Raw genomic sequence first — 17236 nt, 5'->3', positions numbered from 1 at the left:
AATGATCAAACTAGCCATTCAGTATGGAACACACCGTCTTTATCAATACGCTTATAAGTGTGCGCACCAAAATAGTCGCGCTGCGCCTGAATCAGGTTGGCAGGCAGCACTTCTGAGCGATAGCTATCGTAGTATGCAATTGCCGCTGAGAAGGTTGGCGTTGGAATACCGTTCTGGATGGCATAAGAGACAACATCACGCAGCGCCTGCTGATATTCATCAGCGATGTTTTTGAAGTAGGGATCCAGCAACAGGTTTGCGATGTTAGCATCGGTCGCATAAGCATCAGTAATTTTCTGCAGGAACTGTGCACGGATGATGCAACCAGCACGGAAGATCTTCGCGATTTCACCGTAATGCAGATCCCAGTTGTTCTCTTCTGAAGCCGCACGCAGCTGAGAGAAGCCCTGAGCATAAGAAACGATCTTACCCAGATACAATGCACGGCGCACTTTCTCAATGAACTCAGCTTTGTCACCGGTGAAGGCTTGCGCCTGAGGGCCGCTCAGCACTTTAGAAGCTGCAACACGCTGTGACTTGAGTGAAGAGAGGTAACGAGCAAATACTGACTCAGTGATCAGAGAAAGTGGCTCGCCAAGGTCCAGGGAGCTCTGGCTGGTCCATTTACCAGTACCTTTGTTGGCTGCCTCATCCAGAATCACATCAACCAGGTATTTACCGTCTTCATCTTTTTTGGTGAAGATATCTTTGGTGATGTCGATCAGGTAGCTGCTCAGCTCACCGTTGTTCCAGTCAGTGAAGGTTTTAGCCAGCTCTTCATTATTCAGACCGAGTGCGCCTTTCAGTAAAGCATATGCTTCTGCAATCAGCTGCATATCGCCATACTCGATACCGTTGTGAACCATCTTCACATAGTGACCAGCACCGTCCGGACCGATGTAAGTAACGCAGGCTTCACCGTCTTCTGCACGCGCAGCAATTTTATCCAGAATTGGCGCTACCAGTTCATACGCTTCTTTCTGACCGCCAGGCATGATCGATGGGCCTTTCAGTGCGCCCTCTTCGCCGCCGGAGACACCGGTACCGATGAAGTTGAAGCCCTGATCAGACAGTTCTTTATTACGACGGATAGTGTCTTTATAGAAGGTGTTACCACCATCAATCAGAATGTCGCCCTTATCGAGGTGTGGCGTCAGTGAAGCGATGGTTTTATCTGTCGCTTCGCCTGCCTGTACCATCAGAAGGATGCGGCGGGGTTTTTCTAACGACTCGACAAATTCTTCCACGGAGTAATAAGGAGCAAGTTTTTTGCCCTGATTTTCAGCGATAACTTCATCAGTCTTTTCACGTGAACGGTTAAAGATTGAGACTGTGTAACCGCGGCTTTCGATGTTAAGAGCAAGGTTGCGCCCCATCACTGCCATACCTACAACGCCGATCTGTTGCTTGGACATTACATACTCCTGTCTGTGGTCTCGCTAGGTGTTACCAGTAACACCATTCAGTAAGTGACCAATATGTTAACTCATGAGAGGTGATAAGAGGTAATTATTGATGCTTTTTGAGAAATGCAGCGAGTGATAAAATTTACTTATTTAACAGAGACATATATAAACCTGCATAACTTTCAATCATCTTGTCCGCTGTAAAAAGTTTTTCGAATCGTTGTTGAGCAGCCTGGCCAAAGGTATGAGCCTTCTCTGGGTTGAACCAGATCTCATCCATAGCTTCGCGTAAAGCCCTGGGGTCTGAAGGCGGGACAACCAGACCGGTAAGACCGTCAATATTGATGAAAGTAGTACCGGTTCCAATTTCGCTTGAAATCAGTGGTTTTGAGTACAAAGCCCCTTCAAGCAAAGAAATACCAAAAGCTTCTGAACGAAGATGTGAAGGAAAAACTAAGCAAGTGCAAAGCTGTAATAACGCAGATTTATCGTCATCCTGTAATGCACCAAGGAAATGAATATTGTCGATACCCAACGATTGGGCTTGCGCTTTCAGTTCAGATTCGATGGGTCCCGCACCAACAATGACAACAGGATAATCACTACCAGCGACAGCATCGATGAGTATGTGAAGCCCTTTATAGTAACGAAAAGTCCCAATGAAAAGAAAAAAGCCGTTAGGGAATCGCTGGGACCACTTTTCTAATACCTGGGGATCATTGTTTTGATAAAAACTTTCATTCAGACCATAGGGAATGACCTTAACTTTATCTTTAAATTTTTGCAGAATCGGGCTACTTTCGACATAATTTGGTGATGCAGCAACAATGCAATCTACACTGGAAAGGAACCTATTCATCAATGGTGTATAAAGTTTTAGCAAAGCCTTTTGTTTAACAATATCGGAATGATAGCTTACGATCGATGGCTTTTTTGTAAAATTTGAGAAATGCAGGACATCCATAAACGGATAGGGAAAATGATAATGAATAATGTCTGCCTGTGTTGCTAGCTTTTTAAACTCAGCAATAGCAGTAAATGAAATTGGCGTAGAAGCATACTCAAATAATGTTTTAACACGATGAATAGTATGATGATCCAACATTGAAATAGCATCATCAAAATCAGGACTATGCGTAAAAACCGTTGATTGGATATTTTCTTTCACACCGCCTTCAGCGAGCTGATAAATAACTTGCTCAATCCCACCAAAAGTATCCGGGTAATATGTTTTATAGCAGTGAAGGACTTTTATCATATTAATTTAGAAACCTGATCATACGCTTCTATCGTTTTATCGGCACAGAATGACCACGAATAATTTTGGGCTTGACTAAGACCAACCTGGATCATTTTCTGTTTCAACTCCTCATCATTAATCATCATTTTCAGATAATGCGTGAGCAATTCTATGTCTTCCGGTTCATGCATTAGCGCGGCATCTCCAACAACTTCAGGTAATGACGTTGCATTTGAACAAATAACGGGAGTGCCAGATGACATAGCCTCCAAAACTGGTAATCCAAACCCTTCATAAATCGAAGGAAAGAGGAAACTGTTAGCAGCACTAAAGAGCATGGGTAAATCGTTACCTGGCACAAAGCCTAAATATTTCAACCAGCCTTCCCGCTCGCCTTTATCAAAAAGACGAAAGAGCTCTTCATTTTCCCAGCCTTTATATCCGCTAATAACGAGCGGGAAATTGTTCTTCTCTTGTAATGACAAGCGATCATATGCACGTAGAAGCGTTAAAATATTTTTTCTGGGTTCGATTGTACCAGTATAAAGAAAGAAGCGACGCCATTTTAAATGATACTTATCCAATACTGCGTGAACATCCTCTTGAGTTCGCGAATGAAATTGGTGATTACACGCCAATGGTGCAACTGAAATTTTCTTCTCATCCAGCGAAAAAAATTCCATCAACTCATTTTTTGTATAATACGAATCCGTTATCAATACCGAAGCACGCTTTACAGTGTTACGCAACTCTTTCTGCATGAGATGTACTCTCCCAGCAGGATGGAACTGTGGCCAATGAAATACTGACAGATCGTGAAAAGTCGCAACGCAATTTTTAACACGCGGAGGGAGATAATAATTAGGACTATGGTAAATGTATTCTTTGAATTTTTTAAGTGCCCGGGACTTTAAATGAGGAAAAACAAGGCGATAAACTTCACTAACTATTTTGCTTTTTTGTAACTCTCGCTTAAGCGACTGAACGGATTGCGAAGATTCACTTGCAACCGCCAATGAATCTCTTATTCTTGTTCCATGCAAAAAAGTAAGTGAAAGTTTATCTTCCCGTTGCTGAAGTTGTTTCGCCAGTTCAAAAGCATAACGCCCGATACCCGTTAAAGGGTATTTTATGCAATCCGTCGAGAAAACAACCTCTAGCTTTTTGTTTCCAGCATCCATTTCAGAGTTTCCCTAAGTGGTACTTTTTGCATTTCATGGCCAATCAGACTATTCAGCAACGAAATATCACCGCACAACTCTTTGATTTCATTTGGTCTAACAAATCCAGGATTTACCTCAATGGTTATGGAGTGACCGGTAATATCTTCACAAAGGCTAATAACATCTCTAAGTGAATGCATCTCTCCAGTAGCAACATTGACCACTTCCCCAAAAGCTTTACACTTTAGTAATTCAGCATAGCATTTTACTAAATCTCGTACATCTGAGAAGTCACGCCATACATCTATATTACCAAGTTCAATAACGTCTTTGCGTTCGCGGAAATGTTTGACAATTTTAGGAATTAAAAAATTCTCAGCTTGCCCTACTCCCGTATAGTTAAAAGGACGGGTAATAATTAATGGCAACTTATCTTTAAACAGGTTAGCCATGTATTCCATAGCAAGTTTGCTAACGGCATAATCATTGGCAGGATTCGGAAGCGTTGATTCATCAAGCTTACCAGCAATATTATTTCCATAAACGTTTGCGCTACTTGCCACTAATACGGCTTCGGGCTTTTTCTTTGTTTCTGTTAACGCAGATAGCAAGTTGCGCGTGCCGGAAAGGTTGACATCATAGAATGCGTTCGGATTTGAGTGACCAACAAAAGCAATTGCTGCCAAATGAACGACCACATCGGGACTTATACAATCTACTGCGTTTTTAACTTGAATATTATCTGTGAGATCTACTTGAAAATAGTTATCGATATTATCCGAGGAAGCTGAACCCAGGCCATAAACATCATATCCAGCAGCGGAAAGTTCCGCTGCCATATAATGGCCGGTAAAGCCCTTGATCCCGGTGATCAATGCTTTTTTGCCATTAGTCATATTAGAAAGAGAATCCTTGTTCGTTACGGCGAAGGTCTTCTTTAACCATCATAGCACATAACTCTTCAAGAGTAGTTTTAGGTTCCCATCCAAGAATATCCTTAGCACGCTGGGGATTACCGATCAGTAATTCAACTTCGGCTGGACGGTAGAATTTCGGATTCACTTTTACAACAACTTTATTTGTTGCCACGTCAATTGCCACTTCCTGTTCGTCTTTACCTTCGAAACGTAATTCAATACCAGCAGCTTTAAATGCCATCGATACGAAGTCACGTACAGTTTCTGTTCGGTTGGTAGCAAGTACAAAGGTATCCGGTTCATCTGCCTGAAGCATCAACCACATTCCTTCTACATACTCTTTAGCAAAGCCCCAGTCGCGTTTCGCATCAAGGTTGCCCAGTTCAAGTACATCAAGCTTACCAAGTTTGATTTTTGCAACTGAATCAGTGATTTTGCGAGTAACAAATTCCTGACCACGCAGCGGGGATTCATGGTTAAACAAAATTCCGCTTGAAGCAAAAATGTTATAGCTTTCACGGTAGTTAATCGTCATCCAGTGCGCATACAACTTAGCCACGCCATATGGGCTTCTTGGATAGAATGGTGTGTCTTCTTTTTGAGGGATAGCCTGAACTTTCCCAAACATTTCGGACGTAGAAGCCTGATAGAACCGAATTGATGGATTAACAATTCGGATGGCTTCAAGCAAATTTACAGGGCCTACACCTGTTATTTCGGCAGTCGTCAATGGTTGTTCGAATGAGACACCAACAAAGCTCTGAGCCGCTAAGTTGTAAACTTCAGTTGCACCGCTAGTTTGAAGAAGGCGAATACTTGCTGATAGATCAGTCAAATCATATTCGATCAGATGCAAGCTTGGGTTGTTTTTAATTCCCAACTCTTCAATACGCCAGAAGTTCACGGAGCTAGTACGACGATATGTGCCATAAACTGTATAATTTTTCTGTAAGAGAAGCTCTGCAAGATAAGCACCATCTTGTCCAGTGATACCAGTTACGATTGCAACCTTGTTACTCATAAGAAATTCCACTTTTTTGGTTAAACATAAATACAGTTTTACTTTACTAATATAGATTCAGCGGTATCAGACCATTTGGTCGAACTATATTCTTTACTGATTCTTAACTCTTTCTGCCTTATAACATCCGGATTTTCAATAAGATACTTAATATTATTTGACCATGCGGGCACATCCCAGGGATCCACATAATCGAGCAAATCCCCAGCGATTTCTGGGATAGATGCTGCTGAAGAAGCCAGGCAGTATTTTCCAAACGCTAAACTCTCAGCAACAGGCAATCCCCAACCTTCATATAATGACGGATAAACTGTAAACCAACAATTTTTATAGAGCAGTGTTAATTCTGGATCGGAAACATTATTCAATTGAATAATATTACCTTTCACCCTTGGATCCAGATTCAAATCGGTAATAAAATCATTCATACCCCAACCTGGCATGCCAACAAATACAAGTAATGGCAGATCATGGACCTTGCTATCCACTAGTCTTGTATAGGCTTTATATAATACCTCATGATTCTTTCTTCTTTCAATCGTAGAAACAAATAATAAATATTTTTTGCCCAATAAAAATTGTACTTCATTAGAGATTTCTGGTTGCGTATCAACTTCACTAATTTCACAACCTAACTTAACGATAGTTAACTTTGGGATAGGCGTTCCAAGTTGCTCTAACAATTCTTTCAAATCATCCCTGGAGCATTTAGAAATACAAAATATTTCATCGGCACACCAGGCAACATCGGAAAAATAATGTGAAAATTTTCCAGCAACGTCCCCCACACAAAGATGAGGTAATTTTACAGGAATCACATCGTAACAGAAAAGCTTAACTTTAAGATTAAGTTCTTTTTTTAATCTATATAAATACTGAAAATCTTTTTGATCCCAATCCAGTCCCATTGATATGTATTCATCACCTTGGCTAAAAGGTGAATTCACATTATCAGAAGCCCTATGTCCAAGCTGCTGAACGTTTACGGGAGTTGCATTAGGTTTTAACAACTGCTGTAAAGCTAACTTTGCATATCTTAAGGAAGCTAACAAACTACTAGCCGCAATACGCCGTGGCAGAAGATAGTTTAAAACTCTTCTCTGTAAGCTCGTTGGTAACTTACGAATTAAATTAAGAATGAAACTTTTGAATTTTGCTTTATAATTAATCGTTGACGGTCCCGGCTGAGCAATTAAAGTTTCTTTCTTTTTAATATGTCCATTTATCCGCTTGATTGTTTCTTCGACAACTCCTTTCTCTACCTCATAATAACCTTTTGATGGATTATATGCGCAGAATTTAACAGAGGCTGATGAATTCATCTTTAAGGCATACGTGGCGCATTCAACTTCTGTTCTGACAATACCAACAGCAGATCTATGCCATCCTAAAATTGTTGTGACATCAATCCAAGTATTATGCATTTAGACTAGCCTCATATTCTTTTTCCACCTCGAGAATCAAACTATCCAATGATTTGTCCCATGTTAACTTTTCTAAGCTGGAAAGCTCTTTGGAATCTAAAATTGGTGAAATTCTTGTCAAAACTTGCCTGGTTGCTGAAAAGAATTCTTCAGGATTATTAATAATATTGATACGAGAGCTATCACAAAATTCTTCGAAACCTCTAAAAGCTGATAGAGTGCCTATTACTGGCTTGCCTGAGTAAAGAGCTTCAGCGGTTTTGAGATTTGAACCACCACCATGTTCAATAGGTAAAAAATATGCATGTGCTCTATTCTTAACTTCCGCTAAGTCATCATCATCTAACACATACAAAAACTCTAGACGGCTGATATTAATGCTAGCCCATTTCGATTTTAAAACTTCTTTATAAATATGTTCACAAACACTACCAGCAATAACAAGCTTACTATCAGGCGGAATACAAGCTAAACTCTCCCCAATAATTTTATTAAAACTGGTAAAGTTAGGTGGATGAGCACTGGCAACATAGAGCATCCATGGGGATTTAGGTAATTTACTTTCCCATTTACTGGTCAAAGTATCCGTTTTCCATGGTTCAATACCATTTGCTGCTAACGTAATGGATTCACGGCCCCAACCTTGCATAGACTTAACATCATTTTTTGTCACCGCAGCTACTACATCTGCTTCATGTACGGCTCTCATTTCCAGATGCTTGATGTCTTCAATTACATCGTCTCGGTCTGCAATATTATATTGTTCTAATATATCATTCTTTAATAAAAACTCTATATTTTGAGAACCAAAAACTACGATCGAGTTTTTATATTTTGGAATGCTCTTTATTTTTTCGACCAGATTCCAGAGCCAACATTGTTCAACGTGAATTACGTCAATTTCTGTCGGGAGGTTAGCTAAAATTTTACTGAACCCTCCTTCATCTGAAGTAGCATATGCGCCAGTTAAAAGATCATTAATTAGTGGAACGTGTCGTCCCTTGTAAGATCTAAATAAGGAATCAACAGGAAATGGGATATCATAGGGACCAAGTTCGTCACCCAAAAAACTTTCTTCCTCATATACTGCGATGGACCTAGTCTTCCAACCATTTCGCTCGAACTTCTTGACTAACTGGCTAAGTCTGATCTGACCGCCATGTCTTGGTTTGGCAAATGGATAAGTGCTCAAAAAAAGGATGTTTTTCATTATATTTATTTCCTTCTTAAAAATGCTGAAACACGTCTAAAAGGAGATGTTAGCTTCCATGAGTGGCTGCTGTAAACTTCACTCAATTTATTTTTCAAGATCATATTTTCATCCAAAAAAATACGCAACTCTTCATTCTTGTCTACTAAAAGCTCATTCAGAGAGCTAACCTCGTCATTCATTACTTGAAGATTATCTTGAAGCTCCGCGATAACTTCTTTATTCAAATGTTCAGCATAAGTAATAAATTCGTCAAAAACATTAGGTGGATTTTTAAAATTAGGAAGTAATTCCTCATGCTCTTTGCTAATATAAAATCTATTCAAACCATCAAAGTATGAAAATATATAATCGTTAGCAAGCAATATCTCTTCCCAACTAGTATGACTTTCATTTTGTGAGTTTGGTGCTGTCGATTCAATAACAAGAATCCAGGGTCGATACTTTGACCAATCGTTACTCATTACGACTTGCTCTTCAACTCCTTCAACATCAATTTTTAGAAAATGTATATCAGTAATATTAGCTGGCAACGATTCTTCGATTGTTTGTTTAAGAGTTTTTACTGGCGTTTTTCTCCAAACGCCCTTAAATCCATTTAACTCATGTTGCTCGACAACACTTTTATCCAGTGTCGCCCACCCTCTAATATCAGATTCCCAAATATCTAATTCGCTTGTGCAATTTGATATAGCACAGTTCAGATTTATATCTCGTTCTCTATTTTCAACTAATGCATCGTAATGTTTTTTGAGTGGTTCTATATTTATCCCACTCCATCCATTTAGGTAAAAAAGATTGGTAACAGAATCGATTAGCGGGTCATTAGCACCAATATCAATATAGAATCCATTAGTTATATCTTTTAAAGAACGCCACAACATCACGTCTTCAAAGTTTTGAGCGAAACTTACTATCGGCATTTCAATTTATCTCTATATCTGGATCAATCCATGCGCATCCGGCAAAGTGTGGTTTATTAATGTTAATGATGTTAAAAACCATCGCCAAGTCTCGCCACTCGTAATTGTTAACTAAGTGAGTATCCGTACTGACTAATGCTGTTTGAATTGAGTAGCTACCAGGACCTAAGTTAGCGTTAAATCTAATGTTAAACACATACTCTGACCCTTTTCTAGCCTCAATTATGGCTTGTTTTTTTAAGTCAGTATTGGTTCCGTATATTACTTGTCCCAGTCTGTCTTTAATACCGTAACCCAACACAAGTCTCGGCAGATTTTCATTAACAACCACTGTTATTTTGAGTGTAACAGCTTCACCTACATCGATAAATTCAATGCTGTCTCCTTTCTGATTTAATATCCGAATATCTTTGACGGTTGCTTCTCCACTGCCCGATACAGTTTGGATACTACCATCAGCAAGCTCAACTTGTTCTATTTTCTGATTCTGTTTATCAGCCAACAGAGCATTATAGTAATCCATTACAGACTCAGGATCCCCTTCCATCTCCAGCTTGCCCCTGTTTAACAAGATGGCTTTATCACAAATACTCTGGATGGATTGTTTATCATGCGAAACTATAAGGAGAGTCGTGCCTGCACGACTGAATTCTCTGATTCTATTGAAGCTTTTATGCTGAAAATAAGCATCACCAACAGAGAGTGCTTCATCAACAATAAGAATATCTGGTCTAACAGCTGTAGCGACTGAAAAAGCTAGTCTCATTTGCATCCCGCTCGAATACACTCGAACAGGCTGATCTATATATGCTCCGATCTCTGCAAACTCCTCTATCCCCGGCATCAGCTGATAAATTTCTTCAAGACTAAATCCTAAAAGCTGTCCAGACATAATTACATTTTGTCTACCTGTAAAATCTGGATGGAATCCCATCCCTAATTCCAGCATAGCTGCAACCCTACCTTCTAAACTAATTTTTCCAGTAGTTGGTTGCGTGGTACCAGTAATCATTTTTAGAAGTGTGCTTTTACCTGCGCCGTTAATCCCTATAATACCCAGCGCTTCTCCAGGATGGACCTCGAAGGAAATATTTTCTAATACCCATTTTAGCTTATGGCATTTTCTTTTACCTGGTAGAAACCATTCCGCTAAACGACTCCACCTTGTGGGATACTGCTTATATGCTTTTCCAACATTATTAACTGTTATCTTACCCATTACAATTCATCCACCATTTCACCGGAATGCTTGCGAAACAACTTCAAGCCAATTACGCATAGAATAATCCCGATAAATAACGTAGGTATTAACTGGTGCAGTTGAGGCGATTCGCTTTTGACTAGAATATTCTGCGCTGCAGTAATTACTCCATACATGGGATTGTATGATAGGTATTGCTGAGCCTTAGCAGGCAATATGTCTGCAGGATATATGATCGGAGTTAGCCAGAACCAAAACTGGAGAGCTATTCCGAAAAATTGCCCAACATCTCGAAAAAAAACATTCAATACACCTAATGTGATACCCAAGCCAATTGCAAAGACCATTAATACTAAAAGCACTGGAATTAAGTAAAAATAACTTAACCCCGGAAAGTTGCCAGAAACCAACAAAAATAGTGTAAATAAGCTAAAAACTATTGAGAAGTTTAATAAAGCATTACATATAATTGTCACTGGCAAACATAAGCGCGGAAAGCTAATTTTTTTAAGTAGATTAGCATATTCAAGGAATACATTCTGACCTCTACCAACGACTTCAGCGAAAAGCCCCCAAGTCAAAATACCGGAGCAAAGGTAAATGCTATAGCCAAAGCTATTAGTAACTCCAGGCATCCTCGAATGCATCACTTGAGAAAATATAACTGTGTAAACCACTATCATGGATAGTGGGTTAAGTATATTCCACAGCGCACCTAATAGTGAGTTTTGATATTTCGCTTGAAATTCTCGCTTAACATTACCTAAAACGAACCCACGATAACCCCATAAGGATTTAAAAAGAGATAGATTCATTCCTGCGCCTTAATTAAATAAGAGATAGCCTCAAGCTTTTCTTTCACTAAACCATCATTTGATCTTGATTCAACGTTCAATCTTAGTAATGGCTCAGTATTTGATGTTCTAACATTGAATCTCCAATCAGTAAATTCAAAGCTCAAGCCATCAATAGTATCTGATTTAAAAGCATCCAGTCCAAATTCACTTTTTAAATTTTCAAGGATTTTTTTTGCATCATTAACTTTATAGTTAATCTCGCCACTGCACGGAAATGCTTTCATACGTTCCGCAACCAGTTCAGACAGCGTCATTCCTTTCACCGCCAGCAACTCTGCTACCAGCAGCCACGGAATCATTCCGCTATCGCAATAAGCAAAATCACGGAAGTAATGATGTGCGCTCATTTCGCCGCCGTACACAGCATCTTCTTCACGCATGCGCTCTTTAATAAACGCATGACCTGTTTTAGACATAACAGGTATGCCACCCGCTTTAGTGACGACGTCGATGGTGTTCCAGGTCAAACGGGGATCGTGAATGATCTTCGCGCCAGGCTCTTTTTTGAGGAACGCTTCGGCCAGCAGGCCAACAATGTAATAACCTTCGATGAACTCTGCATTCTCGTCAAACAGGAAGCAGCGATCAAAGTCGCCATCAAATGCGATGCCCATGTCGGCTTTGTTCGCTTTCACCGCATCGGAGGTATCTTTCCGGCACTCTGGCAGTAAGGGATTAGGAATACCATTCGGGAAGTTGCCATTCGCTTCATGGTGAACTTTAACGAAGGTGACCGGTGCATTCGCCTGCCGGAAGCGCTTTTCGATCTCATCGATAACATGACCGGCAGCGCCATTACCCGAGTTGATGACCAGCGTCATGGCTTTGGTGAAATTTGCCAGATCAATGTAGCCCATCAGGTGATCGACATAGGCATCCAATACCGAAATCTGTTTATAGCTGCCACGCTTCGCTGCATCGACCGGCGCAAAATCGTTAGCTTCAGCCAGACGCTGAACATCACGTAAGCCTGTATCGCCACTGATAGGACGGGAACCTTCACGCACCAGCTTCATGCCGTTATAGTTCATCGGATTATGGCTTGCCGTCACTTCGATGCCACCATCAATGCCTAAATGGAAGGTGGCGAAATAAATCTCTTCCGTGCCGCTTAAGCCGATATCAAGTACATTGGTACCCGCATCCATTAAACCATTGGCCAGGGCCATTTTCAGGCTTTCGCTGGTCAGCCGAACATCGCCGCCCACAACAATCGTTTCCGGCTTTAAAAATTCGCCATAAGCGCGACCAATACGATATGCAATTTCTTCATTTAATTCCGCGCCAAGCTCACCGCGAATGTCATAAGCTTTAAAACAGGTCAATGCTGCCATGATCTCGTCTGTCCTTACTTACTTGCAAATTGTTCTTTAATCAGAATTAAATCGTCATCGCCCAGATAGGAGCCTGACTGAATTTCCAGCAGCTCTAACGGAATCTTGCCTGGATTTTCTAACGTGTGCTGATGGCCAATCGGAATAAAGGTCGATTGGTTTTCCGTCAACAATAAGGTTTTATCCTGAATAGTCACTTTGGCAGTGCCGGATAAGATCACCCAGTGTTCAGTTCGGTGATAATGCATCTGTAATTCGAAACGTTCACCCGGTTTAACGGTGATACGATTTACATTAAAACGGCCGGTATTGACCACCAGATCGCAGCGTCCCCATGGCCAGTAAGTTTCACGATGACGACGATATTCCGTACGGCATTCGCTCTTCAGGAACTCCACCACGCGTTTGACGTCCTGAACCTGATCTTTGCGCGCCACCAGCACGGCATCTTTGGTGTTAACAATCACCAGATTTTCCACGCCGATAGCTGCCACTAACTGATCTTCGCTGTTGATGTAGCAATTTTTAGTGTTGTGCAGGAAGGTATCGCCTTTCAGCGAGTTACCGGCTGCATCTTTTTCATTCACTTCCCACAGCGCGGACCAGGATCCGACATCGCTCCAGCCCGCATCCAGCGGCACCACGACGGCTGCGTCCGTTTGCTCCATCACGGCATAATCAACTGACTCATCCGGGCAGGCAATGAAATCGTCTTTATCAATGCTGATGAAGTCGTTACCTTCTGCCACGTTCGCCATGGCACGGCGGCAGGCATCCAGGATATCTGGACGGAATTTTTCCAGTTCCTGCAGATAACGTTTGGCGCGGAACATAAACATCCCGCTGTTCCAGTAATATTCACCGGAAGCCAGATAATCCTGAGCCGTTTTCAGGTTAGGCTTTTCCACAAAACGCTGCACGCTAAACGGCGCATGTTCATCACCCGCCAGCTGCTCACCGCGATGAATATAGCCGTAACCGGTTTCAGGTCCGGTGGGCACGATGCCGAAGGTGACCAGATGCCCCTGCTTGGCATATTTCGTTGCGGTGGTGATGGCCTGGTGGAATGCCGCGCGGTTCTCAATGACATGGTCGGCGGCTAACACTAACAGCACCGGATCATCGCCTTGCTCAATCGCGTTAATCGCTGCCAGAGCAATCGCTGGCGCCGTGTTGCGACCAACCGGCTCAAGAATGATGTTATGGGAAAGTTTGTTGATCTGACGAAGTTGTTCAGCGACGAGGAAACGGTGCTCTTCGTTGCAGATGACCAGTGGAGCTCGCGCTTCAACACCGGTCAGGCGGTTGACAGTCTCCTGCAGCATCGAGTGCTGTCCATGCAAGCTGATGAACTGTTTTGGATACAATTCACGTGAAAGGGGCCACAAACGACTGCCGGTTCCTCCGGCCATGATTACGGGAAGTAACATTCCACAACCTCTAATGTGTCTTTTAGACTGCTCTATCATTTCCAGCGGGACAATTTTTCAGCAAAACAAAAAATAGCCACGCTACCGCCCTTGGCTTGCAGCAACCAATATGCTGTGTAACAAGTCAATCCTGTGCTTTCCGTCTCGGCTAATTATGGTCAATATTGCAGCATCAACCGCTTTGTCTGAGACCATCGCAAATAATACATTTTGTGCTGCCGAATTAACATGGTTATTGTCCGATGCCAGCGCGACGAATCTTAATTTTCTTTCACCGGTGCGTTTATCGCCAAGCTACTGAGCCGGAAAGAATATAGCTGGCGATTCGCAGAATGAAAGGCTGTAACGAGGTTTCACTAAATCAATATGATGAGCTGTGACGTTGATGCATTAGTCTGGTGCTGATTAGGATTTTTCTGCATCCCGCAAATGAATGCCTGACCAAAAAAACATCAAAGTAAATTATTTGCCCATAAAAAAACCCGGCATATGCCGGGTTTTTACTCATTACCTGCTTAATCACTTAAACCCATTCGGGTTCTTCGACTGCCAGTTCCAGGTATCGCGCATCATCGCATCGATACCGCGCGTGACGCGCCAGTCGAGCTCTTTGTTGGCCAGGCTGGCATCCGCCCAGAACGCTGGCAGATCGCCGTCGCGGCGCGGTTTGAACTCGAACGGAATCTGTTTACCGGATGCCTGCTCAAACGCCTTGATCATCTCCAGCACTGAGAAGCCTTTGCCGCCGCCGAGGTTGTAAGCTTTGTAACCTTCAACTTTTGGCAGGTGATCCAGCGCTTTCAGGTGCCCTTCCGCCAGGTCGACGACGTGAATGTAGTCGCGCTGGCAGGTGCCATCTGGCGTCGCGTAGTCATCGCCAAACACGCCCAGCTTGTCCAGACGCCCAATCGCCACCTGCGCAATGTACGGCAGCAGGTTGTTCGGAATACCGGTTGGGTCTTCGCCAATCTCACCGGATTCGTGCGCGCCGACCGGGTTGAAGTAGCGCAGCGCGATGGCTTTGAAGTTCGGCTCGGCTTTGGCGAAGTCGCGCATCACGAACTCAATCATCAGCTTGGAGGTGCCGTACGGACTGGTGGTGCCACCAATCGGCGTCGTTTCGACGTACGGAACCGGTGCGTCAGCGCCATACACGGTGGCGGATGAGCTGAAGATAAAGTTCCACACGCCAGCGGCGCGCATCTCTTCCAGCAGCACCACGGTCCCGGCGACATTGTTCTCGTAATATTCCAGCGGCATGCGCGTGGATTCGCCTACCGCTTTCAGCGCGGCGAAGTGGATGACGGCCGAGATGTCATTGCTGGCAAACAGATCGCGCAGGCAGGCGCGGTCGCGGATGTCGCCTTCAACGAATACCGCTTTCTTACCGGCCAGCTTCTCAACGCGATTGATTGCTTCGCGCGAGGCATTGCAAAGGTTATCCAGGACTACAACGTCGTCGCCGCGCTCTAACAGCGCCAGCACCGTATGGGAGCCGATGTACCCTGCTCCGCCCGTTACCAAAATAGCCATGTGTACTCCTTTAAAACCGCGCAACCTGCGCGGCGGGGAAAGAGATTATTTTGCCAGAATTTTTTGGATTGCTTCGCGGAAATCGCGGCCCTGCGTGTTGTTGCGCAGACCGTACGAGACGAAGGCCTGCATGTAGCCGAGTTTACGGCCGCAGTCGAAGCTGGTGCCGGTCAGCAGCTGAGCATCAACCGGTTTTTTCTGGCTCAGAGAGGCGATGGCATCGGTCAGCTGGATACGGCCCCAGGCGCCTGGCTCTGTGCGCTCCAGTTCACCCCAGATATCCGCGGAAAGCACGTAACGGCCCACGGCGGTCAGGTCTGAGTTCAGCTCGGACGGATGCTCAGGTTTTTCCACGAAGTTGGTGATGGTGCTGATATCGCCCGGGTTATCCAGCGGCTGCTCAGTGGTCAGCACGCCATACTCAGACAGGTCTTCGCCCGGCATGTGTTTCGCCAGAACCTGGCTGCGGCCGGTCTCTTCAAAGCGTGCCACCATCGCGGCAAGGTTGTAACGCAGGTGGTCAGCGGTGGAGTCATCCAGCAGAACGTCTGGCAGTACCACCACAAATGGGTTGTCGCCAATCATCGGACGGGCACACAGTACTGAGTGGCCAAGACCCAGCGGGTTCGCCTGACGCACGTTCATGATGGTCACGCCCGGCGGACAGATTGACTGCACTTCGCTCAGCAGCTGGCGTTTTACGCGCGCTTCAAGCAGCGCTTCCAGCTCGTAGGTGGTATCGAAGTGGTTTTCCACTGCATTTTTGGAAGCATGGGTGACCAGCACAATCTCCTTGATGCCCGCCGCCACGCACTCGTCGACAATGTACTGAATCATTGGTTTATAGACGATAGGCAGCATCTCTTTCGGAATGGCTTTAGTCGCAGGGAGCATATGCATACCGAGACCCGCAACCGGGATTACTGCTTTAAGCTTGGTCATATTTATTCCATTTCATGAAGTGAATACGTGGGGTCGATTATGCAGGATCGGCCGGTTGAGCAAGTATAATCTTTATCTGAAAAACCGGCACTAACTCTCTGTCAACACATAAAAAATCGTCAAAAAGTCCATCTGCCACCCGGTAATCAGGCGGGAAAAAAAAGTGGCTAAATGGCTGAAAAACAGTGGAAGGCAGAGTGCAAGGCGATGACCGGTGAGGCCAGGGATTGTTGAGCGTTCAGACCGGCGTTGCGGAAACATCATTGGGGCGAAGATGGAAGCGTATTTTTGAAAGGTCGCCATGAATGGCGCCCCTACGGGATCACAGCAGGTTTTTGTAGGGTGCGCATTAATGCGCACCGGCAGCTGCACGTCAGTCACCGATCACATCTGATTTTAAAGGTCGCCATGAATGGCGCCCCTACGAGATCACAGCAAGTTTTTGTAGGGTGCGCATTAATGCGCACCGGCAGCTGCACGTCATTCACCGTCCACATCTGATTTTGAAAGGTCGCCATAAATGGCGCCCCTTATATCCCGATCATTCTCCTCCGGGTATGATGATCCCCGACTGATCATCGGGAAGTTGCTGGTGAGATGGGGGCGCCCCCTGGGCATAAAGCCTGCTTCGTAGA

General features: G+C 43.7%; 14 protein-coding genes. All 14 read right to left on the bottom strand.

Going from position 1 to position 17236, the window contains the following annotated elements:
* Positions 1 to 5: 5 nt before the first annotated feature.
* On the bottom strand, positions 6 to 1415 hold the full coding sequence (gene gndA, locus C1Y43_RS21985; RefSeq protein WP_058757307.1) for an NADP-dependent phosphogluconate dehydrogenase: 1410 nt from the start codon (positions 1413 to 1415) through the stop codon (positions 6 to 8).
* Positions 1416 to 1548: 133 nt separating this feature from the next.
* Entirely contained in the window at positions 1549 to 2664 is a 1116-nt protein-coding gene (locus C1Y43_RS21980; protein ID WP_168715151.1) for a glycosyltransferase family 4 protein, read from the bottom strand.
* Complete coding sequence (locus tag C1Y43_RS21975) at positions 2661 to 3827, bottom strand: glycosyltransferase family 1 protein (RefSeq protein WP_088516589.1); 1167 nt, start codon at positions 3825 to 3827, stop codon at positions 2661 to 2663. The genes C1Y43_RS21980 and C1Y43_RS21975 overlap by 4 nt, the downstream gene beginning before the upstream one ends.
* Positions 3803 to 4705: a GDP-mannose 4,6-dehydratase gene (locus C1Y43_RS21970; protein WP_058757305.1), complete on the bottom strand. Its 903-nt coding sequence runs from the start codon at positions 4703 to 4705 to the stop codon at positions 3803 to 3805. The genes C1Y43_RS21975 and C1Y43_RS21970 overlap by 25 nt, the downstream gene beginning before the upstream one ends.
* A gap of 1 nt (position 4706) precedes the next feature.
* Positions 4707 to 5747, bottom strand: a complete 1041-nt coding sequence (gmd, locus tag C1Y43_RS21965; RefSeq protein ID WP_058757304.1) for a GDP-mannose 4,6-dehydratase — start codon at positions 5745 to 5747, stop codon at positions 4707 to 4709.
* Between the two features lie 38 nt (positions 5748 to 5785).
* Positions 5786 to 7171 (bottom strand): glycosyltransferase family 1 protein, encoded by a 1386-nt coding sequence (locus tag C1Y43_RS21960; protein ID WP_104189692.1) that lies wholly within the window; start codon positions 7169 to 7171, stop codon positions 5786 to 5788.
* Positions 7164 to 8381 carry a glycosyltransferase gene (locus C1Y43_RS21955; protein WP_104189690.1) on the bottom strand — a complete coding sequence of 406 codons (1218 nt, stop codon included), beginning with the start codon at positions 8379 to 8381 and terminating at the stop codon, positions 7164 to 7166. Before C1Y43_RS21955 ends, C1Y43_RS21960 begins: the two co-directional genes overlap by 8 nt.
* Positions 8382 to 8386: 5 nt before the next feature.
* Positions 8387 to 9304: an FkbM family methyltransferase gene (locus tag C1Y43_RS21950; protein WP_088516593.1), complete on the bottom strand. Its 918-nt coding sequence runs from the start codon at positions 9302 to 9304 to the stop codon at positions 8387 to 8389.
* A gap of 1 nt (position 9305) precedes the next feature.
* Positions 9306 to 10523 (bottom strand): ABC transporter ATP-binding protein, encoded by a 1218-nt coding sequence (locus tag C1Y43_RS21945; protein WP_104189688.1) that lies wholly within the window; start codon positions 10521 to 10523, stop codon positions 9306 to 9308.
* Positions 10523 to 11320 carry an ABC transporter permease gene (locus C1Y43_RS21940; protein ID WP_058757300.1) on the bottom strand — a complete coding sequence of 266 codons (798 nt, stop codon included), beginning with the start codon at positions 11318 to 11320 and terminating at the stop codon, positions 10523 to 10525. The genes C1Y43_RS21945 and C1Y43_RS21940 overlap by 1 nt, the downstream gene beginning before the upstream one ends.
* Entirely contained in the window at positions 11317 to 12696 is a 1380-nt protein-coding gene (gene cpsG, locus C1Y43_RS21935) for a phosphomannomutase CpsG (RefSeq protein ID WP_104189686.1), read from the bottom strand. Before cpsG ends, C1Y43_RS21940 begins: the two co-directional genes overlap by 4 nt.
* 14 nt (positions 12697 to 12710) lie before the next feature.
* Entirely contained in the window at positions 12711 to 14126 is a 1416-nt protein-coding gene (locus tag C1Y43_RS21930) for a mannose-1-phosphate guanylyltransferase/mannose-6-phosphate isomerase (RefSeq protein WP_058757298.1), read from the bottom strand.
* A gap of 519 nt (positions 14127 to 14645) precedes the next feature.
* On the bottom strand, positions 14646 to 15659 hold the full coding sequence (galE, locus tag C1Y43_RS21925; RefSeq protein WP_058757297.1) for a UDP-glucose 4-epimerase GalE: 1014 nt from the start codon (positions 15657 to 15659) through the stop codon (positions 14646 to 14648).
* Between the two features lie 45 nt (positions 15660 to 15704).
* Positions 15705 to 16601: a UTP--glucose-1-phosphate uridylyltransferase GalF gene (galF, locus tag C1Y43_RS21920; protein ID WP_104189684.1), complete on the bottom strand. Its 897-nt coding sequence runs from the start codon at positions 16599 to 16601 to the stop codon at positions 15705 to 15707.
* Positions 16602 to 17236 lie beyond the last annotated feature (635 nt).

The sequence above is a fragment of the Pantoea sp. ICBG 828 genome (genome assembly GCF_002928355.1).
GTDB classification, from domain to species: domain Bacteria; phylum Pseudomonadota; class Gammaproteobacteria; order Enterobacterales; family Enterobacteriaceae; genus Pantoea; species Pantoea dispersa.
This window is presented reverse-complemented; position numbering and strand designations above follow the sequence as displayed.